This is a genomic window from Sphingomonas natans (assembly GCF_030546695.1).
GTDB classification, from domain to species: Bacteria; Pseudomonadota; Alphaproteobacteria; order Sphingomonadales; family Sphingomonadaceae; genus Sphingomonas_I; species Sphingomonas_I natans.
In genome coordinates, this window is the sequence record NZ_JAUOTP010000002.1 from 559,014 (window position 1) to 581,062 (window position 22,049).

General features: G+C 63.2%; 13 protein-coding genes and 1 tRNA gene. 3 read left to right on the forward strand and 11 right to left on the reverse strand.

The genetic code is table 11. The features are described from left to right. The first annotated feature begins 117 nt into the window (after window positions 1–117). Complete coding sequence (recJ, locus tag Q4F19_RS06525) at window positions 118–1,866, forward strand: single-stranded-DNA-specific exonuclease RecJ (RefSeq protein ID WP_303540859.1); 1,749 nt, start codon at window positions 118–120, stop codon at window positions 1,864–1,866. A gap of 39 nt (window positions 1,867–1,905) precedes the next feature. After that, window positions 1,906–1,980, forward strand: a tRNA-Glu gene (locus Q4F19_RS06530). An 11-nt stretch (window positions 1,981–1,991) separates the two neighbouring features. Here the strand turns inward: Q4F19_RS06530 and Q4F19_RS06535 are convergent. The 8 genes from Q4F19_RS06535 to Q4F19_RS06570 form a co-directional block, all read right to left on the reverse strand. Further along, the gene (locus Q4F19_RS06535) at window positions 1,992–2,912 is read right to left on the reverse strand and encodes a tyrosine-type recombinase/integrase (protein ID WP_303540861.1); all 921 of its coding nucleotides are present in this window, start codon (window positions 2,910–2,912) and stop codon (window positions 1,992–1,994) included. 376 nt (window positions 2,913–3,288) lie between these two features. Then, on the reverse strand, window positions 3,289–3,912 hold the full coding sequence (locus Q4F19_RS06540) for a MerR family transcriptional regulator (protein WP_303540863.1): 624 nt from the start codon (window positions 3,910–3,912) through the stop codon (window positions 3,289–3,291). A 79-nt stretch (window positions 3,913–3,991) separates the two neighbouring features. Next, on the reverse strand, window positions 3,992–4,327 hold the full coding sequence (locus tag Q4F19_RS06545) for a hypothetical protein (protein ID WP_303540865.1): 336 nt from the start codon (window positions 4,325–4,327) through the stop codon (window positions 3,992–3,994). Window positions 4,328–4,948: 621 nt separating this feature from the next. Then, a complete protein-coding gene (locus Q4F19_RS06550) occupies window positions 4,949–9,040 on the reverse strand; it encodes a hypothetical protein (RefSeq protein WP_303540867.1) in 4,092 nt (1,363 codons plus the stop codon). Between the two features lie 173 nt (window positions 9,041–9,213). Next, window positions 9,214–10,431: a phage major capsid protein gene (locus tag Q4F19_RS06555; RefSeq protein ID WP_303540869.1), complete on the reverse strand. Its 1,218-nt coding sequence runs from the start codon at window positions 10,429–10,431 to the stop codon at window positions 9,214–9,216. Next, window positions 10,428–11,096, reverse strand: coding sequence for an HK97 family phage prohead protease (locus Q4F19_RS06560; protein WP_303540870.1), 669 nt, complete (start codon window positions 11,094–11,096; stop codon window positions 10,428–10,430). The genes Q4F19_RS06555 and Q4F19_RS06560 overlap by 4 nt, the downstream gene beginning before the upstream one ends. Window positions 11,097–11,243: 147 nt before the next feature. Next, complete coding sequence (locus Q4F19_RS06565; protein WP_303540872.1) at window positions 11,244–11,498, reverse strand: hypothetical protein; 255 nt, start codon at window positions 11,496–11,498, stop codon at window positions 11,244–11,246. A 635-nt stretch (window positions 11,499–12,133) separates the two neighbouring features. Continuing rightward, window positions 12,134–12,511, reverse strand: coding sequence for a hypothetical protein (locus Q4F19_RS06570; RefSeq protein WP_303540873.1), 378 nt, complete (start codon window positions 12,509–12,511; stop codon window positions 12,134–12,136). Window positions 12,512–13,580: 1,069 nt separating this feature from the next. Here Q4F19_RS06570 and Q4F19_RS06575 point away from each other — a divergent pair. Then, complete coding sequence (locus tag Q4F19_RS06575; RefSeq protein WP_431312371.1) at window positions 13,581–16,031, forward strand: membrane-bound PQQ-dependent dehydrogenase, glucose/quinate/shikimate family; 2,451 nt, start codon at window positions 13,581–13,583, stop codon at window positions 16,029–16,031. Between the two features lie 39 nt (window positions 16,032–16,070). Here the strand turns inward: Q4F19_RS06575 and Q4F19_RS06580 are convergent, their stop codons facing one another. From Q4F19_RS06580 to Q4F19_RS06590, 3 genes are all read right to left on the reverse strand, one after another. After that, window positions 16,071–17,102 (reverse strand): LacI family DNA-binding transcriptional regulator, encoded by a 1,032-nt coding sequence (locus Q4F19_RS06580; RefSeq protein WP_303540876.1) that lies wholly within the window; start codon window positions 17,100–17,102, stop codon window positions 16,071–16,073. A gap of 188 nt (window positions 17,103–17,290) precedes the next feature. After that, window positions 17,291–19,480: a glycoside hydrolase family 3 C-terminal domain-containing protein gene (locus tag Q4F19_RS06585; protein WP_303540877.1), complete on the reverse strand. Its 2,190-nt coding sequence runs from the start codon at window positions 19,478–19,480 to the stop codon at window positions 17,291–17,293. A 114-nt stretch (window positions 19,481–19,594) separates the two neighbouring features. Then, entirely contained in the window at window positions 19,595–21,811 is a 2,217-nt protein-coding gene (locus Q4F19_RS06590; RefSeq protein WP_303540879.1) for a TonB-dependent receptor, read from the reverse strand. Window positions 21,812–22,049 lie beyond the last annotated feature (238 nt).

The window sequence follows — 22,049 nt, forward strand, 5'->3', positions numbered from 1 at the left end:
TCCACGCGCGGCTGCGCTGGACGGATAGCCCCCTCCGTCATCGCTGCGCGATGCCACCTCCCCGTCCCGGAGAGGATCGGGGATTCCGCTGAGGCTGCTCCCGGGCTACAAGCCCCCATGGCCGCATTTTCCGTTACCCGATCCATCCTCGGCCAGCCCTGGCGCTGGCGCGGCCTGGCCGGCGAAGCCGACAGCACGCCGGACGATCTGATTGATCAGTTGCTGATGTCGCGCGGCGTCGCGCGCGACGGCCTCGCTGCGCATCGCGAGCCGACGATCCGCGGCTTCATGCCCGACCCTTCGATCTTCCGCGACATGGACGTCGCCGCCGAGCGCCTCGCCCTTGCGGTGGTCGAGGGGCACCCGGTCACGATTTTCGGCGATTATGACGTCGACGGCGCGACCTCGGCGGCGCTGCTGATCCGCCTGCTGCGCGGGCTCGGCCTCTCGCCTGGCTCCTACATCCCCGATCGCCTGCTCGAAGGCTATGGCCCGAGCGGCGACGCACTCGCGGCGATCGCGGCGGGCGGCGCGCAACTGATCGTCACCGTCGATTGCGGCGCGCAGGCGTTCGAGGCGCTCGCGCAGGCGCATGCGGTCGGCGTCGAGGTGATCGTCGTCGATCATCACAAATGCACCGCCGAGCTTCCCCGCGCGCTGGCGATGGTCAATCCCAACCGCCTCGACGAAGGCGAAGGCGCGGCGCACGGCCATCTCGCCGCGGTCGGCGTCGCCTTCCTGCTCGGCGCCGCCTTGCTGCGCACTTTGCGCGCGCGCGGCTGGTTCGCGACGCGCCCCGAGCCCGCGCTGATCGAACTGCTCGATCTCGTCGCCTTGGGCACCGTCGCCGACGTTGCCGCCCTGCGCGGCCTCAACCGCGCCTTCGTCTCGCAAGGCCTGAAGGTCATGCGCCAAGGGCGCAATATCGGGCTCGTCGCGCTCGCCAAGGCCGCCGGCCTCACCAAGTCGCCGACCTGCACCGATCTCGGCTTCGCGCTTGGGCCCCGCATCAATGCCGGCGGGCGCGTCGGCAAATCGGACCTCGGCGTCCGCCTGCTCGTCACCGACGACGCAGATGAAGCCGCCGAAATCGCCGCCGAACTGGATCGCCTCAATGGCGAGCGCCGCGCGATCGAGCAAATGGTGACCGAAGCCGCCGAACTCGTCGCCGCGACCCAGGCCAATCGCGCCGTCGCGGTCGTCTCGGGCGACGGCTGGCATCCGGGCGTGATCGGCATCGTCGCCGGCCGGCTCAAGGAAAAGCTTGGCCGCCCCGCGATCGTCATCGCGCTCGACGGCGCGACCGGCAAAGGATCGGGCCGCTCGATCTCCGGCGTCGATCTCGGCGCCGCGATCCTCGCCGCCAAGGAAAGCGGGCTGCTCGTCGCCGGCGGCGGCCATGCGATGGCGGCGGGCCTCACCGTCGAGGCGGCGGCGATCGACTCGCTCGCCGATTTCCTCGACGAACGCCTCGGTGCCGACGTCGCCCGCGCGCGCGACGATCGCGCACTCCTGTACGATGCGGTCGTCAGCGCACGTGGCGTGGCGGGCTCGCTCGTCGATGCGCTGGAGGCGGGCGGGCCTTATGGCGCGGGCTGGCCGGCGCCGCGCATCACCACCGGCCCGGTCCGGATCATCAAGGCCGACATCGTCGGCAACGGCCATGTCCGCGCGATCGTCGCCGGCGACGATGGCGGCTCGATCAAGACGATCGCCTTCCGCCAGGCGGACTCGCCGCTCGGCCTGGCCCTGCTCGGCGCGGGCCCGCACCGCCGCCTGTGGCTGGCGGGCCGCGCGCGCCGCGACGACTGGTCGGGCGGCGACAAAGCCGAGCTTCATCTCGACGATGCGGCCTGGGCGGATTGACCTTCCGCGCGCGCTTGCCTAAGCGCCGCCCACCCGGACGGCCCCTTCGTCTAAGGGTTAGGACGCGGCCCTTTCACGGCTGAAATACGGGTTCGAATCCCGTAGGGGTCACCAATCCCATCTGATTATCCTTTCTTTTCAGGTGGCTGCGGCTTCGTTTTGGCTAACTCGCCACCACGGTTAGCCAAAAAGCTATTTGAAAGGCGCGTCAAAGCACCTGTCGCCAGCCTTTTTTGATCGGCGCCGGCAGTGTACGTCGTCACTTCAGCATCGCCCTTCCAATCGCCAGCGGCTTTGATCGCCTGCTGGGATTCTCCTTCTTCGGCCAAACGTCGTGCCATCGCCTTCCGCAGCCCATGCGCCGTGCATTGGGGCAAACCAGCCTCGTCGCACCATTCGCGCATCTTGTTGCCAAAGCCGGCCCTGCTGAAAGGATTGCCCGCCTCAGTGACGAGGAACGTTTTGAATCCGACGCGCTGCATAGCGGCGATCGCTTCGGTCAGCTGCGGCGCGGCAGGCACCCACATCTCACGACCGGTCTTTCCAGGCCGGAAATTGATCAGACCCTCTTTCAGGTGTTGCGGGCCAAAGAGGCGGGTGTCACCGCGACGCTGCCCCGTCCAAAGCATGATTTCGAGCGCCAGCCTGGCGCGAGTGCCTAGGCCATGCCGAGCTTGATATTGCGCGATATCAGCCTCAGTCCACGAATAGAACCCGGCCGTCTTCGGGGCCGCAGTGTGCTCGGCCTCCTCGACCGGATTGGATGAGATCCACTCTAGGCGTTTGGCATAGGCAAAGAGGCGCCGTAGCTGTTTTCTCAAACTCTGGGCGGCAAAGGGCCCGCCGACCGTGCGGCCGCCTTTTTCGGTTTTTTGCGAACGCTTAGCGAGAATCGCCTCGATATGCTGCCATCCGAAATTGGCGACTAGGTCATTCGCGAACTCGACGCGGAAGCTTTCGATCAGCAGGCGGCGCCGGCGCTGGTCGTCGGCTCCACCGCGATTGAAATTCCCGCTTCCGTAATAGCGCGCCACGAGGTCGCCCACGGATCGCGGAACACAGCGCCCAGCCCCTGCCCGAATCTGCCGACCAGCCTCGCAAGCTCCCAGCTCCTCCCGGAAACCGGGTGTGTCAGGTGGATTCTTGAAGTAGTAGGTCGCGTGACCCGATTTCCTCCAACGCCAGTGGATCTTGCCGTGGCGATCAAAGAAGTGGCTAACGCCTGGGTACCGCCGCTTCGCCTTCACCTTGGCAGGATCCGGTCCAACGGGTTGCCTGGCAATGAAGCCTGCGCTTCTCCGAATATCACGCGAATGTCGCCCGACGACGCTTCAACCACACACGCGCAGGGCTTCAAACCTGCAGCGACTGCGGCCTTAAGCATGCGCGTGGCGTCCGCCTGATTAAACGACGAACGCCGGGTCACGTAATCACCGGAAAAGGACTAAAAATAACCGCTAGATTTATTGCCACAGTTACAGGCTGATGCCGAAGCGAAGCTGGCGGCTCATATCCACGAACTAAATCAGTCGTATCCGGCTCGGATTGGTCCAAAAACCAAAACCATTGCCCTTCATCCTTAGGTGATACACAAGAACACAAATCCGACCAAAGGTCTAACTTGTCTGCATCCCGGCTGCTTAAGGCTAAAATTAAGCTGAAATATCGCGTGGCTTCGCATTCCGTCAGCTCTCCACGTCGCATTGCGAAGCACAACTCGCTGTCTTCAAACTGCCCGCTACCTCGGGATAGTGAAAGGCGCCTGACGTGATCCACGGCTACAGGTATTGATCTTCCGAACTCGGCCGTTGACTGGATCTTATCAGCCAATCTCGTCATTACGGAAATGTTTGTTCCGACGTCTCGCATCGCCTTAAGAATAGCGGCGATTCGACCTTGGAGGGCGTCGAATTTGCGATGGTTCCCTCGCCCGTCGCCGCCTGAGATCGGGACCAACAAGCGGCGCTTAAGCCAAAAGCTCAGAACGTCATCCTCGACACCGACGGATGAAGAGACCTCGCGGCGAGTATAGGTTGGCGCGTCCATAGCAGTCCCATAGGACCAAAAGACCTTAGCGTAAAGGTCCATAGGACCTTTCCCCGCCGATCGCACCGGCGGGTGTAGCTCACCGGCGGACGATCGGCTGAAAATCAGTCTCCCGTATCAGGTCGATTTTCTGACGGACCACGTCGCATTGATCAAGACCACACCGTAGCAACGATGCCACGAGGTGCCATTCTGCAGATTGGGTGAGCGTCTTCAGCTCCCCGCCGCGACCGATCAGGTACTTTTCAAAAGTATCAAGAACGTAGCTAGCTGCCGCAAACTGCGACTGCGCATTTTCAGCGGCGCCGTCTGCCTCGGCAACATGGCCGTCGAACTCAAATTTAGCGTTCCAAGCGCTGGCCGCATCGCTCCCATCGCCCTGCTCGCGCCCTTCGAAATGGTGAGTCATGTTCATATTTTCGTCTCTCGATATGGCCTGTCACAGCCAGCCAGGTGACGGACCTTGGCGCCGGGAGAGTGACAGCCGGCCGAGAGACCGGTGGAGCGTTTTTACCCGAAGGCTATTGCATGGCGCCCCGCTCCCGACATAGAAAGTCGGTGAGCAATGGACGCCAATCCACGCTCTCAGTGTTCAGCGATCGTTCCGCGCCAACGGGACGGCCGCCTATCTCGGTCCGGGCTGTCACACCCATCGAATAGATTGCACGATCGACCGGCAGGCTTCAAGCCCAGCCGGCGCATCGTTGCGTCCATGGGACATGGACCTTCTAGGACGACCGCTCCGAACCCTGCGGCGGCCGAGCGCCACCCTTCCGAGCATTCGGGCTTATCCTCCCAACTGTTCGAGCTGTTCGGCTAACCAGTGGTGTCGTGCCCTGCGGAAGCATCGCGAGGGTCTTCGCAGCTGTTCCTATCATGGCGCTCGGCGCCTCTCCGTACACGCGAAAAGCTAACGCCGCAGCTGCGTAGAGCAGGGCATGCACGGCCGTTGCCGCGTCGGGCGCATTATCGAGCGCCGCTTGTCGAAGTCCACCGGCCAAGGCGGCCTGTTCGTCGTTCAGTCGCATGGTGTCTCCTATGCTGCCACACCGGCCACGGTGATCGCCTGACCGCCGCTGGCACTGGTGACGTTCTCCAGCTTCCTGTTGATGCCGCCGGTGTTGCTAGCGATCGTCGCATTCGCGTTGTCGTTGCTCTCGCGCATCCTCGCGACTTCCGCGCGGAGCGCCTTCACCTCCGCTATCAATTCGTCGCTCGTCGACGCCGGCGCCGACGCGCTCTGCGACGTCGCGAGCGCGGCAAACATGTCATCGGTCGAGGTTACGCCAGATCCGCCAATATGGCTGATGAGGCTGTATGTGTCCTCGAGACTGGCGGCAGTCTGCGCTTGGATGCGATCCAGCTCCTGCCGGCTGGTTGCCGCATCGGCCGCCGCATCGAGGAGCGAGCGAGAGAGGCCGGTGAGCGTGCCAGCTGCCGCCTGATCACCGCCACGCGCCAGCGAGGTCGCCGCGTTGAACTGGCCAAGGATGGCGGCGAAGCTGCCCCCGGAGGTGGCGGCCTCGATACCCCGGATGCGGTCGATTTCATCACGAATGCCATCGCCGACAGATGTCCATGCATCCTTCAGCTGTTCTGCCGCCTTGGCCGCGTCCTGGGCGTCGCTGATCGCGTAGATCTGCTCTTGCAGGGCACGGTTTGAAGGATCGAGCTTTGCCAGCTCCGCCGCCCGGATCGCGGCGGTATCCCCCGTCAGTTGCAGCAGCTTCGATTGCAGATCCTGCTGCTCGGAAAGGATGTCTGCCGCCGATTTAGCTCCTTCCAGCGACGTCTTCAAATCGGCGAATGCGGGAGCCATTTGCAACAAGGTGGCATAGGTAGCCCGCCCAGCCTCGGTCGTGAGATCCTGGGCTTCCACCAATTTACGGAAGCCCGCGAGGGTGTCAGGCATCGCAACGTCAAGTGCGGCAAACGTCTTGCCCAGCTGCGCGGCCGTCGCCGCAGCCCGTTCCTGATCGGTGTAGAAGGTTTTGAAATAGGCATCGGCCGCCCCGGTGAGCGAACTAAGGCTATCGAACTGATCTGCCAGCCCCATCTTTGCGTCGAGGCCGAGTGCTCGTGCGCTACTTCCCAAGAGGTCGAGCGTGTTCGAGACCGTCTCTACGGTCGATGCGACGCGTACCAGCGTTTCATAGGCTCCCTCGCCGACTTTCTGAAAACGGCCCAATCCGGGGAAGGCGGCCTCCGCCATGCCATCCGCCGCCGCACCGAAAATCGCGGACAGTTTGTCCTCTATCTCCGAGCCGGTAAGCCCCTGAAGGTCGACCCGGCCAAGGTTCAGAACGAAGCCGTCCACCTTGCTCGCAATGTCAGCAGTAGCAGCCCCGAGGGGGCCAGCCGCAGCGACGATCGAATCGTCGAAGCTCTTCAGGATAAGCGCAAATTGCGCGGATATATCGTCATCGATCGCGCCGCCATATGCGGTAGAGTACTTAGTGCTCGTCGTGACGCCGAGGATCTTCTTCTTTTTCTCAATATCAGAATAAGTCTGAGCATCGAAACCAGAACCGAGAATTTCTTCGATCGACTGCGCGCCCGCATAGATCCCACTGCCGACAATGGTGGTCTTGCTACCAAAGAGCTTATCGATCACGCCGCCAAGCAGGCCGCCGATAACCGGCACTACCGCTTTGACCACGCTCGAAAGAGCCGTGGCATGAACGCCAACGTCGACGTCGGCCGAGGCGTTAAGATTGCCCGACCGGACTAGAACGGTTGCGAGCCCACCGATCTGAGAATCAATGCTCTTTAGCGACGCCGCCATCTCGCGCGAGTAATTCGCGGTTATCGAATCCACCTGATGAAGCAGATCCAGCGAATGCTTGATTGATGCGGACTGCGCCGATGAGTCGCCTAGGACCGTACCCGCGCCAAGGTTCGATTTTGGCGCGGTCGAACTGCCATGCCCACCGCTGAAGCCGAGAGAAGCCATCACGGTCAGCATCGCGGCGACCGCAGCAAAGCCTGCCGGCCCGAGCGTGTCGAACATATGGGCTGCACCGGCCGCAACCGATCTGGCGGTTCGAACGAGCTGAGCCGCCGCCAGGGCACGTTCCGCCACCTCGGCGGCAGCAGCTCCCTTCGTTCCTTCATCGAACATGCTGCGCGTGGCGCTCGCGAGCCCAGCCGTCGTTTCGAGTTGGAGGGTCAGCATATCATGTCGCTTCATCGCGTCTGTGCTGGCTTGATTTTCGATTGCGTGCGCCCGCTCGCCATATTGGGCAAGGATCCCGATGGTGTCGCCGATCGCCCCGCCAACCATTCCGAAGGCGTCCGACATGATATTGGCCGCACGGCTCGCTTGGTCGGCGAGGCTCGCGAGCGCATCTTGTTCGGCGCGGATAATCTCCAGCAGACGGTCGTGAGCTTTCGCCTCGTCCGCCAGCCCCTTCAGATCTTGGCCTAAGCCGGTTATCTTCACGGGCGCGTCGAAGGCGGCAAGCATCTTCGCCGTCTCCATGTGATCCTGTCCGCGCATGAACGATGCGGCATCGAGAAGCGCCCCGGCTGCCCTCGTTGCAGCCGCCTGTTCGCGTTGCAGCTTGGTCGCCTCGCGCAATTCCTTGTTGTGCTCGCGGGTCGCGGCGGCGGCCGTTTTGTCGGAATCCTGAATGGTCTTGAGGGCAACGTCCGCTTCGCGAACATGGGCCTTGTACTCGGCGAGGGTCTGATTCCCCTCGACGTATTCGTGCGTGAGGCTTCGGAGCGCGGCCGTGTGAGCGATCGTGGCCGCCTTGCCCTTGTCGAGCGACGCTGCCACCTCCTCACGGGCCATATAGGCGGACGCGGCACGCAATCCATCTTCGGCCGACAAGAGCGCCTTGCTCGAAGCTGCCAGCTTGTCCTGAAGTCCGCCGATCTGCGCGAGCTGCATCGGGAGGCCGAGCGCGGCGATGTCGCCTCGATCGCCGCCGATTACCATGCGAGTCTTGGTCGCCTCGTAGTCAGCGACCGCGCTTTCAAGCCGCGCTTTTGTCAGCCGACGGGTCGCTATCTCCTGCTGCGTCAACGCCATGACGCTGCGCGCCGCCATTTGAACGCGAGACGCTTCCGTCTGGATATCGGCGCCGGCGGCTGTGTTTAGCTCGCCGAGTGCATCGGCTAGGCTCAGGGCCTCCTTCTTGTGCCTTTTCTCCGCCTCGGTGGCCTTGTCCTCGCTGTTTGCCAGTGACATCGCCAGCGACGCCGCTGCCACCATCGCAATGCCCCAGGGCCCAGCTAGGACACCGATCAGGCCCTTACTTTCCCCGGCTATAAGGCTGAGCGCCTGCACGACCTGCCCGCCTTGCTGGGCAAATATGGTGCTGGCCTTCGCCCCGGAGCCATAGCTGGCCGCCACATCGCCGAGGTTCATGGACAGCTGTGAGAAACCGGCGCGCTGCGCACCGGCACTGGCGATGACCTGTACGCCGCGCTGAGTGATCAGCGCTTCGGCCCGCGCCATCTCCTCCGCGCCGAGGCCGGCCGCCAGCATCACGCGACGCGCCTCTGTGATCTCTTGGTTCAAGCGCTCTTGAGCGGCGGAGGCGGGATCAAGCATGGCGCGAAGGCGCTGTAGAGCTACAGCGTCGTTCTGAGCGGCAGCTTCCTCCGCGCGCATGGCCGCCACTCCTTGGCTTACCTTCGTCTCGAACATTTGATGAGCGATAGCAGCATCCCGGACCGCCACCGTTTCCATGCGAGACGCTTCCGCCGCGGCGCGCTTGGCCGCGGCGAGGGTGAATTCCTGATCGCGGAGACGGCCGGCCAGCTCGGTCAACCCAGCGGTTTCGGCAGCGGTGGCCTGCGTCTCCACCTTCATCGTGCGCATTTCATCCCGCGTCTTTCCAAACGACGCGGTTTGCCGTTCGAGCTGGGCGACTAAACTTTCACCGGCCTTCTCGATTTTAGCGGTTTCTCGCGACACCGACATTCCGAAGGTCGCAAATTCAGCGGTGGCGGGGCCGACGTTCACCATTCCGGCGGTCGCCTTGGTGATCTTGTCGGCCTCGCGCACCGCACTGGCAGCCGTTGTGCCGATCAGATCGTCAAGCGTCCTCAGGCCGCTGAAGCTATCGCCCATGTTAATGGCGAAGCCGACTTCAAGCGTCGGCGATCCGTCGTCCATCTTGGCCTCCAAAACTGTGCGGCGCCGCTCGATTGAACCTCTTGCTTACCGGCACCGCCGGCCCGCCCCAGGCATCGAGCTTTTCGCTATTGGCCGCGCCGCGTCAGCCTCAATGAAAGGGGCGGTCGCACCTGCCGGAGCGCGCAACGCTCCTGCCGGCACTATCCGATCCGTTAAGCGGCGACGGTGATCTTCATCACCTTGATGGCCTCGCTATTCAAAATCGAGCCATGCACTCGCTTGCGGAAATACCACTTGATGATCCCCTTCGTGGTGTAAGGATCGCGAAGAATATTCAGCTGCGTTCGATCGCCGATCACGTACCCACGCTGCCAGTTGCCGAAGGCAAGAGGGAAGTTACCAGCCGCCGTCGTTGGCTGCATATGTTCGCATTCAATTACCGGGTACCCAAGAAGCATGCCGGGGACATCTTCACGAAACGACGGAACCCAGATTGGTTTACCGTCGCCGTCTTTCAGCTTGGCGAGAGACGAGAGGAAATCCGACGACGCGAGCCATGCGACGCCTGGAGCCTGACGATAGCCGGCCTTCACCGCGAAGATCATCCGCACAAGCAATTGAAGGATCAGATAACCGCTAAGCCCGCCGTAACCTGCGTTGGCGCCCCCCGGCATTTGGTCGGCAGGGGTATCGCTGGGAATATACTGGATCACGCCAGCACGGCGAGAAGCATCCGGGTCCAGCGCCGGCGGGAGATCCGGAGCTAGAAAGCCTGACGGCTTGCGCTTGCCGTCGCCGAAAATGAAGGCTTGGGTCTCCTTCTCGGCGATCGCATCGACGACGTTCTCTTGGATGAAGGCTTCCATGTTGATGATCGCGTCATCAACAAGCTCTTCGCTCGCGCTGGGCAGAGCATAGACCGTCCCGCCCGGCGGGGTGACGGCGGCCAGCTGCGGGCCATCGGTATCGGCACGCTCCTCCAACTCGCCGACCCACCCGGCCGTCGCTCCACGACGATTGACCGGAATTACCGTGCTGCCGCTTGTGAAATTGACCACCCGTGCAACGCGACGGATCGGGGACTGCCGGAGAACGAGCGACTCGATCTCGGCACGCAACACCTCCGGCACGAGGAAGCCGCCATCGGGATCGCTCATTTCGCGCATGGCGGAGGTATTACCGCGCAGAATAGCGGCGACCTGCGTGCGATCAGCCTCGGAAATGCTGAGCCGCCGCCCAATCATGGACTGATCGACAACGGCAGTGTCAGACGGGAGCCCGGCAAGGCCCGATCGGGCGACCGAACCTCGGCTCTGCGAGCTGAGCGCGGTTACCGCGTCCTGCAACGTCGAGATTTGGCCCTCAAAGCCGGAAAGCGCCTGGTCGATGCTCTCGACATGGCCTCGCAACAGATCTTCAATCTCGCTCATTTCGTGCTCCTGTGGAAACGGGAAAGGGAATTCTTCGCGGCGGTGAGGATGGACCGCACCGCGTCATCATCAGCGTCGGGCTTGGATTGGATCGCACGCCATGCGGCAGCGGCGGCGGCTTTCGCCTTGCGGCTGGAGAGGCCAGCGCTGTGCAGGATCTCTTCGATATCGCGCGCGCCGCTCATGCTGCTGACGCGGAGGATCGGCGTGTTGCGATTGCCCGGAACGGAGACCAGACTGATTTCCAGCAGATCGGCTTCAGTGATCACTGTGCCGCGCATCTCGCCGGGCTTGTGCGCGGCGGCCGGTTCGGTTTTCTCGTGCAAAGCACCGGTCGAAAGGAAGCGGATCGCGCTCGCCTTCACCAGCGAATAGGCTTCCGCGCCATCGGCCGTGTCCCGGACGATCTGCCCGCGCACCTTCAAGCCACTGCCTTCGGGTTTGATATCGAGCCAGGAGCCGACCGGCCGCCTGAAATCGTGATGGAGGAGCATCGCCGGCATCGTGCCCGCCTGCTTGTGGGCAGCGAGGGACTTGCCGAACGCTCCCGCGACATAACGGCGGCCGTTGCGGTCAAGCTCGCCATCGTCAAAGGCGGCAATGCCCGTGAGGATGCCAGCGTCATCGAGGCCGGTGATCGATACAGTGGGGGCGTTGGTTTCCATGCGCTCAGTCCGACAGCTCGCCACAAAGGGCGTTTGGTAAGCCGTCGCCGGGCGCGCATCTCACGCGGTAGGCGGAGGTGTCGTCGCGCATCACACGCGTTGACCGTGACGTCAGTAGCACCCCCAGAAGAAGAAAGGAAGAGGGTGTCATCGAGTGAGATGCGCCGCCGCAGTGTCGAGAGCGTGCTGACGGTCGAGCCGGTCGGCTTCTGCTCGCAACAGGCCGGCGACGGTCGAACTTTGCCCGTAGTGAGCAAACATCGCAACGAACGTCGCAGCGGCCGCGCCCAAAACGATATGCCGGGGCTGAGCATCAAGCTCAGTCTGCAGGGCCAAGCGGATACGGCAGGCGATCGCTTGCGCGATGGCGGCCTGCTCGGGCGTGTGGTCGGTGGTAGTCATCGTTGGTCAATCCTTTTTGTTCGGGAAATAATTGATCGTCCGAAGCGGCAGCTCGTCGCGGGGCGAAGTTGGTTTGCGAGCGCCGCCAGGACAGCCGGAGAAGCCCGATGAGCATTGTCGGAGATCAGATCTGAGTTTGGCCGGCCCAGCCGCGCCTGAGCGCGCCCTGAGCTGGCGGACCTGAGGATTGAGGGCGAGGGCGCATCGGAAAACACGATGCGAGGGAAAAAAATCTGCGGATGCGAACCATGCGGGTGTTGGGCCGGCAGACCTCCTCGACTTTTGCCCCCACCCCGCCGCTCGACGTCTCGGGCGTTGGCACCTGCGCTGCTGCCGGCCAGCTGCAATACCCAGGGAAGGCCATTCCCTTTCTCTCTTTGATGAATAGATGAATAGTACACACATCATCGCACATGCCTGCACACACATATGGGACAGTCTTCGCAAAACTGTGTCGACTGTTCAGACTGTTCTTCAACGCTGTGAAATCAACGAGTTAGGCGATGACCAGTTGACGAACAGACGAACAGTTTGCGCCCTTGTTTGCGTTCAATCTACGCCTTGACAATCGTCTCGAATTATCCATCAGCCGGGCTAATTACCTTAAATGACGAATGGTTGGCTGGAACTGTTCATCAACTGTTCGGCGGCTCAGATTCGACATCACCGAGCGCGAGTTGGAGCTGTTGTACGCCGACGATGATCTGATCGAGCTGTCGCTTCAGCGCAGCCCGGCTCGGTGCTGATCGGGCTGCCTTACCGAACGCTACATCCATGTACTCCATGCGGCTCGACTTCATCAGGCGATGGCCAAAGCCGCCCATGAAGCGGCTTAGCTCGCGGTACCCGATCGATCCGCGATCATTTGCGCCTGCCCATTCCATGTAAGCGGCGAGCAGATCAGCGGACGCTATTCGGCCACCCAGCCGGCGACAAAGGCGAATATTGTAGAACTCAGTGAACCACGTACGTGCAGAGATCCGCCCTGCATGGCTGGAATGCTGTTCAAACAAGGGAAACCTCCCTTAACTTCCCATATGGGAGGGATAATGGGAGGGTTAAGTCATTGAGATACTTAATGACGGGAGGGTGGGAACGTAATTGGGGGTCGTCTCGCACGCATGCCCGCCTCTGCGCCCACGCTACATTAAGACCACCGCACAGCCTCCCAAGCTCCCAATCTGCCATCTTGTAGCTGTTATCGTTGGATATTTCCCTCCCGGGATATCCTCCCATAGGCGGGAGCGTGGGAGCTTGCCGTTCATATTGGCATGCAGGAGAAATAGGGGCGCGGGGCCGCAACGACCACAGGCCCAAAAGGTTAGCCAACGCTTTGCAGAACCTTCGCGAGCGGAAGGGGTCGGCCGGCAGCGTTAGCCAAGTTAAACCTTTGAAGTTGTTTGTTTCACGCAGCCCCGTAGGGGTCACCATCCAGGCGTCAGCGCCCGACTCGCCGTCCATCAAGCGAACGGCATACCGCTCCGCGACGCCGTCCAGCATCGTCCTCTGCGAGTTTTTTTCTGGACGTCGTCCGCCGCATTGATGAGCCACGAGAGGTGCGCCCAATAATCCGCGACGGGGTCCTCGCAGTGCAGCCGCTTCTGCTGCACCTCTGCCGATCGTGATTCCCGCTTACACGGCACCGGCTTGGCGCTCCGCATCGTGCGCGCGAAATCGCCACGAGCGAGATGCCGGTCATGCCGATGGGCCGGGCAAGGAGCGGTTGCGCTTCGACCCGCTTACCCGTGATGCCCGCCGCTCGGCGAACTGGTGCATCCTGGCAGGCCCTGCAGCGTGGTAGCTCGTCCGTCCCTGCGGTCGACGCAGAGGGCGAAGACCCGCTTTTCGCCAGCGTGCGCGGAAATGGCAGGCAATCTGGTTGCTCACAGACTATGGTCACCCGTTCGCCATGGTCGCGGGCCATCGCCGGGCCCTGCGCGACGGGACGCGCCCGGCGTAGCCACCAATTGTCAGAGCATCACATCTACCCACAAAGCCATTGACAGCCGCCAGCGCGGAGGTATCGGATATACGGGGCAATGTTCGTATATCCGATAAGATGGACGAAGGGCGATGGTTGCAATGGGGGCTTCTCGTTCCGCCGGCTTGATCAACGGGGATCATGTGAACGCTGACCGCGGCGCGATCTTACCGAGGGCGCCGTCATATATCCTCGCTTTCATACTGTTCCTGACTGGCGTTTTCCTACTGTCGGGCGGGATCTATCTAGCTTGGCTCGGCGGATCACTTTTCTTCGCGGCCGCGGGATTTGGCCTCGTTGTCTCGGCCATCCTGATCGGGCTCAGACAACCGCTCGGCGTCTTGATATTTTTCTTCGTGTTCGCAGTCACGATACTATGGTCGCTGTTTGACGTCGGGCTGGACTTCTGGCCGCTTTTTTCGCGGCTTTTTGCGCCTGCCGTGCTCGCGGTCCCGATATCGCTTTTATTACCGGCGGGTTGGCCTCGGGGATCTACCGCCGTCCATCGCACGTCACGCGTCGTAGCCGGTGGCACCGCGCTCGCTCTCGTTGCGACACTTGCCGCGACCTTTGCCACGCATGGCGACGTCTCGGGCACGGCCGCGTCTGCGCCGGTAGCGGGCAAGGGGGTCTATTTGGCGCGGGGAGGAGATTGGGAGGCGTGGGGGCGCACCGCTGCCGGCACGCGCTACGCGCCGCTCAATCAGATCACGCCTGCGAATGTCGACAAGCTGACGGTAGCCTGGACGTATCGGACCGGGGAAATTCCGTCCAAGGGCGAGGCGCATGTCGTAACGCCGCTCGCCATAAACGGCACCCTCTATGGTTGCACCCACAGCAGCCGCCTTTTCGCACTCGACGCTGAAAGCGGGAAAGAGTTGTGGAGCTATGATCCAAAAGCGATCGGCCACACATTCCCGCGCTGCCGCGGCGTCGGCTATTTCGATGCGACCGCGCCGCTGCCAGGTGCCAGCAAGGCAGCGGCCCCGGATACCATTCCGGTATCGTCGACATCCCCCTGCGCAAGCCGGATAATCGCCTCGACCGTCGATGCGCGACTTATCGCGGTCGATGCCAAAACCGGCAAGCTCTGTAGCGAGTTCGGCACGGAAGGCATCGTCGATCTGACGACCGGGATCGGGGACATCAAGACGGGATTCTACTTCCAGACCTCTGCAGCGACCGTTGCGCGGGGGGTGGTGGTCGTCGGCGCAAGGATCACCGACAATCAGGACGTGAGCGAGCCATCGGGCGTGATCCGCGGCTTCAGCGCGCGCACGGGCGCGCTGATTTGGGCATGGGATATCGGCAGTCCGGCCACAACAGGTTTGCCTTCCCCGGGCCAGACCTACACGCGCGGCACGCCCAATATGTGGGCCCCGCCGGCCTATGACGACGCGCTCGGGCTGATCTATCTGCCGACCGGTAACGCGACACCAGATTTCTGGGGCGGCAAGCGCAGCAAGGAATCCGACCGCTACTCCTCGGCGGTCGTGGCGCTCGATATCGCGACGGGCAAGGAGCGCTGGACCTTCCAGACCGTGCATCATGACGTGTGGGATTATGACGTCCCGGCGCAGCCTTCGCTGTACGACGTGCCGGATGGCCATGGCGGCACCCTCCCCGGCCTGATCCAGATCACCAAGCGCGGGGAGATCTTCCTGCTCGATCGCCGCACGGGCAAGCCGATCGCGCCGGTGGTGGAGCGCGCGGTGCCGCAGGGGGCCGCACCCGGCGATCGCCTGTCGCCCACGCAGCCCTTTTCCATCGGAATGCCGGCGATCGGCACCGAGCCACTGACGGAATCGCGGATGTGGGGCGCGACCCTGCTGGATCAGCTCGTCTGTCGCATCCAGTTCAAGAGCGCGATCTATCAAGGCGCGTTCACGCCCCAATCGACGACGCCGTCCGTCCAATATCCCGGCTGGGCCGGCGGGATGAACTGGGGATCGGCGTCGGTTGCCGAAAATCTGGGATATCTGATCGTCAACGACGTGCGCCTGCCGATGATCAACCGGCTGATACCGCGGGCGGAATACGAAGCAGGCGTGAAGCGGAAATCGCTCCAGCCGATCATCGCGGCGCAGACCGGAACACCGTTCGGGCTCCAGCAACAACGCTTCCTGTCGCCGCTGGGCGTCCCGTGTCAGGCACCGCCGTTCGGCACGATCACGGCGATCGATCTTGCCACGCGCAAGATCGTCTGGTCGCACCCGCTCGGCACGGTCCGCGATACCGGCCCGCTCGGCATCCCCGTCGGGCTGAACATTCCCATCGGCATGCCCACGCTCGGCGGCCCGATCACCACCGCGTCCGGCCTGATCTTCATGGCGGGGACGCAGGATTACTACATCCGTGCGCTCGACGTGCGGACCGGCAAGGAATTGTGGAAAGGCCGGCTGCCGGTCGGCGGCGAAACCACCCCGATGACCTATGTGGCACCCCGTAGCGGGCGGCAGTTCGTCGTGATCAGCGCCGGCGGAAACCGATCGACCGAAATTCGCGGCGATTACATCATCGCCTTCGCGCTTCCGTCGAGCGGGCGGCATTAAGCGCGGCGGGCGCGGGCGGCGAACGGCCGCAGCGTCGGGTCAGCGGAGCCCTGGCGTCCGTCGGCCACGATACACCGGCCCCGTGCTGCCGCGGACGATGAGTTCGTAGTTCAGCAGCATCCGCCGATCGCTGGGATTTTCGGCGAGCATCAGGCCCACCGCGGCATAGGCAAGATCGTGGACCGGCTGATCTATCGTCGTCAGCGGTGGCCAGACCGCGCGTGCCAGATCGGTATTGTCGAATCCCGCGATCGACAATCGGCCGGGCACCGATATCTCCAATTGATGCGCCACGGCGAGCGCTCCGGCCGCCATGTCGTCATTGCTCGCGAAGATGGCGGTCGGACGCGCCGGCCGGGTCAGCAGGATCTGGGCCGCTGCCGCCCCCGATTCAAAGCTGTAGCGTCCACCGATCACCAGCGAAGGATCGAAGGCGATCCCGTGGGCTTCGAGCTCGGCGCGATAGCCGGCGAGCCGATCCGCCGAGGAGGAGTGATTTTCGGGGCCCTTGATGAGCGCGATCGAGCGATGGCCGAGTTCGATGAGATGCCGAACGATTTCTCGCACCGCGCCGACGTCGTCGATCGCCGCGACGAGACCGCGCGTCCTACGCGCGCCGGGTGCTACGCGCACATACGGAAGGCCGCGCCGCTCGAGCTCCTCGACCAATGCCAGGGATTCGGTCACCGGCGGTGTCAGGATGACGCCATCAAGGCGAGTTTCATCGATCAGCGCCAGAACATCGGCAACCAACGTCGCCGACTCGCTGTCGACCGGCTGGACGAGCAGGCGATGGCGAAGCTCGTCGCAGCGTTGCCGGGCGCCGGTCTGGAGATGATAGCTGTAATAGGGGCTCGGATTGTCGAACAGCAGGCCGACCTGGAAGGACTTGCGCCCCGCCAGCGCCCGCGCGGCGTGATTCAGCCGGAAATTGAGGCTGGCGGCGGCCTCTTCGACGCGCCGTCTGGTCTCGTCGCTGACATGCTTTTCATTGTTCAGGACGCGGCTGACCGTCTTGAAAGAGACTCCGGCGATCTTCGATACTTCCTTGATCGTCGGACGGCCCGCCACGTGATCTCCTCGCCCGACGGTTCGCCGGGCCACAAAAGTCTATCGGCCGAGCGAACGGCCGCAGGGCGACCGCCATTCGGCTTTGGCTGCCAGCCCGGTGGCGCAGGAGCACGCGCGGGACTGGGCCCTATGTGCCATCCGTTCGGCTCCTGTCGATACGGGATCGACGCGGCCCGCCGCTCGTGCGCTCATCGCCGGCTCTCCGAAACGTTCGTCCCCTTGAACCGACGCGTCGCAACACGGACGGATTGGACGGGCCCAAGCGCCATCGCGGACGTGCCGAGGGCGAAACCATATTGTCCCCCGGGCAGCGTCCATGCCGCGTTCGACCAATCGGCCAGCAGCCGCGGATCGATCTTCGTGGTGAGCGTCCGCGTCTCGCCCGCCGCGAGGAAGACCTTGTCGAAGGCGACGAGCCGTCGCGCCGGCTTGCCGTCGCGACTGACGAGATAGAGCTGCGGCACATCGGCACCGCTCCGCTCGCCGACATTGCTGACCGTGAACGTCGCGGAATAGTCTTTCCCGGCGTGCAGCTTGAGCGCTCCATAGGCAAAGCGCGTGTAGCTCAGGCCGTGCCCGAAGGCGAAGAGCGGGGTCTGCGATCGGCTCGCATACCAGCGATAGCCCACATCCGCGCCTTCCGTGTAGCTGACCGCGAGCTGCTGCGTGCCGTCGTCCAACAGCCCGAGCCCCGGCGGGCTCGCGCGCGGCGCCTGGCCGGGATCCATCGGAAAGGTTATCGGCAGGCGCCCGGACGGATTGACCCGGCCGGTCAGCACGTCCGCGATCGCTGCGCCCCCCATCTGCCCCGAATACCAGGCTTCGAGCACCGCCCGCGCCTTGCCGAGCCACGGCATCGCCACGGGATTGCCGGTCTCCAGGACCACGACCATGTTGGGGTTCGCGGCCGCCAGGATGTCGATCAGCCGATCCTGGCCTTCGGGCAACACCAGCGACGGATGATCGATGCTCTCGGACTGCCATTGGTTCGCGAAGACGAGCACCAGATCTGCACTGCGGGCCCGCACGGCAGCGACTTCGGGCGCGTAGCCCGTATCGAAGTCGATCTGTGCCCCGGGCAGCTGCGCTTTCAATTCTTCCCAGGGCGACGACGGCATCACGACCTGGAAGCCGGCGACCTGAAGGTACGGACTGCCCCCGTACGGAGCTCGTATCACCACGCCGCCCACCGGCGTCACCTGCGACGAACCGCTCCCCGACCAGACGCCGCGATCCGCATACCGACCGACGACGAGGATCCGCTTCGCGGACGCGGCGAGCGGCAATATTCCGTCATTCTTGAGCAGCACCATGCCTTCGGCCGCGATCTTGCGGGCGATGGCGGCGTGCGCGGGAAAATCGATCGGAGTCTCCACGATCGCCTCGTCTGCTCCCACGGCGTTCAGCGATCGCAGGATCCGCTTCACCGAGGTCGACAGAGCCTGCCTCGCGATCGTACGCCCCAACGTCGCGCGCAGCGGCTTATCGAACCAGACCTGCGTATCGAGCTGCGCGCCGGATTCCTGATCCAGCCCGTGCAGCATGTCTTCGGGGCCGTGCACTGCCCCCCAGTCGGACATGACCCAGCCCTTGAAGCCCCACTCGCGCCGGAGCACCCCGTTCAACAGCCAGTCGTTCGAGCAGCTATGGACGGCGTTGATCTTGTTGTAAGCGCACATCAGGGCTCCGGGCTGGCCCCGCTCGATCGCGATCTGGAAGGCCAGCAGATCGGATTCGCGCAGCGCGGCCTCCGATATCTTCGCATCGATCGAATGGCGAAGCGTCTCCTGCGAATTGAGCGCGAAATGTTTGACGGTCGAGACGACGCGCTGGGACTGGACCCCCGCGATGGACTCTCCTGCCAGGACGCCGGCGAGCAGGGGGTCTTCACCGAGATATTCGAAATTGCGGCCACCATACCAGTCGCGCGTCAGGTTGACCCCGCCCGCCAGCAGGATGTTGAAGCCTTTCGAGCGGGCTTCAGAGCCGATCATCGCGCCGGACTGCCGCGCGAGCGCGACATCGAACGTCGATGCCAGCGCAAGGCCGGATGGCAGAGCGGTCGCGAAGCCATCCGGGCGCAGCCCCTTTGGATTGGTGATGCCGAGCCCGGCATCGGTTTCGAAGATGGGCGGCAATCCCAGCCGTTCGATGGGCGGAAAGTAGCCCGCGGTCGGTTTGATATTGGGCGGTGTCGGCGCCGGGCCCTTGCGCGACGGAACCGGCATGTAGCCCCACACCACCGACAACCGCTCGTCATCGGTCATCTGCGCTTCCATCCGTGCCGCTTTGGCATCGGGATCGGGATCGGGCACCCGGGCCATGATCGGGCCGGCGAACGACGCCGACAGGACAGCCCGGAGAATAACGTATCTCACATTCGACCCCTGTTCTGCTCCCTGGCAATGTTGCCAAGGAAAATAGGCCGGCGCCCCCAAGAGAACGCCGGCCGAGTTCCGGTGCGGGCTACGCCACCGCCGGGGGAGGAACCGTTAGAACGTGACGCCGGCGCGCAGGCCGTAGGTCCGGGGCTCGGCTACCTGAACGCTGGAGCGCGTGCCCACAGCGATGGTCGCGATCGAGATGGTGTTCTCGATATTCTTGACGAAGCCCTGGATGTACCAACGCTTTCCGGGCGCGTTGTAGGTCAGCGTAGCGTCGGTCTTGGTGAAGCTGGGCTGCGTGTAGAAGTTGCGCGTGCCGATGCTCAGCAGGACGTAATTGTCGCTCAGCCGGGTCCGTATGCCGCCAACGATTTCACCCGCCGATCCGAGCGGGATGGTGTGCTGATAGCCAGCCATCACCGTCCAGCGCGGCGCGCGATCCAGAGATCTGCCCGCGAAATTGAACGGCGGCAGGGCGAACTGGCTGTAATGCGCGTCTAGATAATTGACCCCGAAATCAACCTTGTCGTTTCGGCTCGGCTTCAGCACGCCTTCGATCTCGACGCCGCTGATCTTGGCCTTGCCGCCGTTCAGCGTGACCTGGCACGTCAGGCCGCCTCCGCAATCGTTCCTGATCTGCGTGAGCTGGATGTTGCTATAATCGTAGTGGAAGGCCGAGACGTTGAGGCGGACCGCATTATCGAGAAGGCCGGCCTTGATACCTGCTTCATAGGCCATCAGCGTTTCGGGATTATAGTACAGAGTGTCTGCGTCGAAGACGCAACCGGTCGCGGTGCCGATCTGGCACCCGTCATTGAAGCCGCCGGCCTTGTATCCCGTCGACACGGTTCCGTAGACCAAGGTCGATGCATTGACATCGAAATCGAGGCCCGCGCGCCAGGTCGTCTTCGAAAACGTGCGTTCCGCGTTGTTGTTGGGCACGGCGCCCGGTGGAACCGCGCAGGTGAAGAAGGACGCGCAGTTCACCGTATAGCCAACGCGCGATTTGTCGTCATGCGAGTAACGGGCGCCGCCGGTGGCTCGCAGCGTACTGGTGATCGAATAGGTCGCCTGGCCGAAGAAGGCGTAGGATTCCGCCTTGGTCGGCACCTGGCTGAACGCCAGCGTCGGCCCGTCGCCATTGGCACCCGGATTCGGACGGCCGCTCAGCAGCTTCAGAATGATGTCCGAATCTTCCTTGAAGTAATATCCGCCGGCCTGAAACTTGAGCGGGCCCGTGCCATTGGTCGCCGCGCGCAGTTCGTGCGAATATTGTTTGTACGTTCCGTCGAAGGAGTTCCGAAAGGAGTTCAGCGAGTCCGCCGAGATACGTGCGTCCCCCTCGTTGCGCTTCAGTTCGCGATAGGAGCCGACATAGGTCAGGCTCACCGGGCCGACTTCCTGCGTCAGTTCGCCGCCGATCCCGGCGGTGTGGTTGCGGCGGAAGAGATCCCAGGCGACCGATGAATTCTGGGTGAGATATTCCCTGGCCGTCCGGTTCCGATAGACCGGATCGACGCCCGTCGCCGTTGGCGCGAAGAAATTGTAGAGCGGCAACAGATCGTAGACGTTGCCTTTGATGTCCGAGTAGTCCGCGCGAATTAGAACTTCACCCGTATCCCAAGTGAAGAGGCCCTGAATCCGCCCCGAGAGATTCTTGCGGAACGGATCCGCATCGCTTGTGAAGTTCGGGCCGAACCGCAGGTAATTGTCGCGCTGATCGAAATTGACCGAGGCGCGGAAGGCCAGGCGGTCGGACGCCGGAATATTGAGGACGGCACTGCCCTGATAGGCGTCATAATTGCCGACGGAGATATCGGCCGATCCGCCGAGATCGAAAGCCGGTCGATTGGTGATCACGTTGACGAGACCCGCCGTCGTGTTGCGCCCGTAGAGGGTACCCTGCGGGCCGCGGAGCACCTCGACACGCCCGACATCGAAGAAGCTGACTTCCTGCGCTTGGGCGCGCGCGATGTAGACGCCGTCGAGCAGAAACGCTGCCGAAGGATCGCCCTTTTCGCTGAGATCGGTACTGGTCACGCCGCGAATGGTGATCTGAAGACCGCCATTGTTACGGTCGATCGAGATATTGGGAACCTGATCGGCCAGAGCTGTCGGATTGGTGATGCCGGCGGCGCGAAGACCCTCGCCCGTGATCGCCGAAATGGCGACCGGCGTTTTCGACAGAAGCGATTGTGTCCGATTCGCGGTGACGACGATGTCGGCTGTGTAATTGGGATCGCTCACCGGCGCCTGTTGGGCGGCCGCTGGAACAGCGCTCAATGCCAGGATCGACGCTGTTCCAAGATAAGTGATGACTTTCATATTCCCCCTCCGAGAGCTCGTTGAGCTGTCCGCGGCTTCGTCCGTGTATGCGAACTTCTAGCCGGATTTAGGAATATGGCCGGATCGGTCGTCTGTCAACGTTGACAGTGAGACTTGGTTTGTCGCCGTGAACGAATGCGTCGTCTGCAATATCGCAGGAGGTGAAGAGCTAGGCGGGCGGCCCGGCTGCGGGGCGCTGCTGCTCTCGAGAGATGCCACCCACGGCCGCCGCAATCGC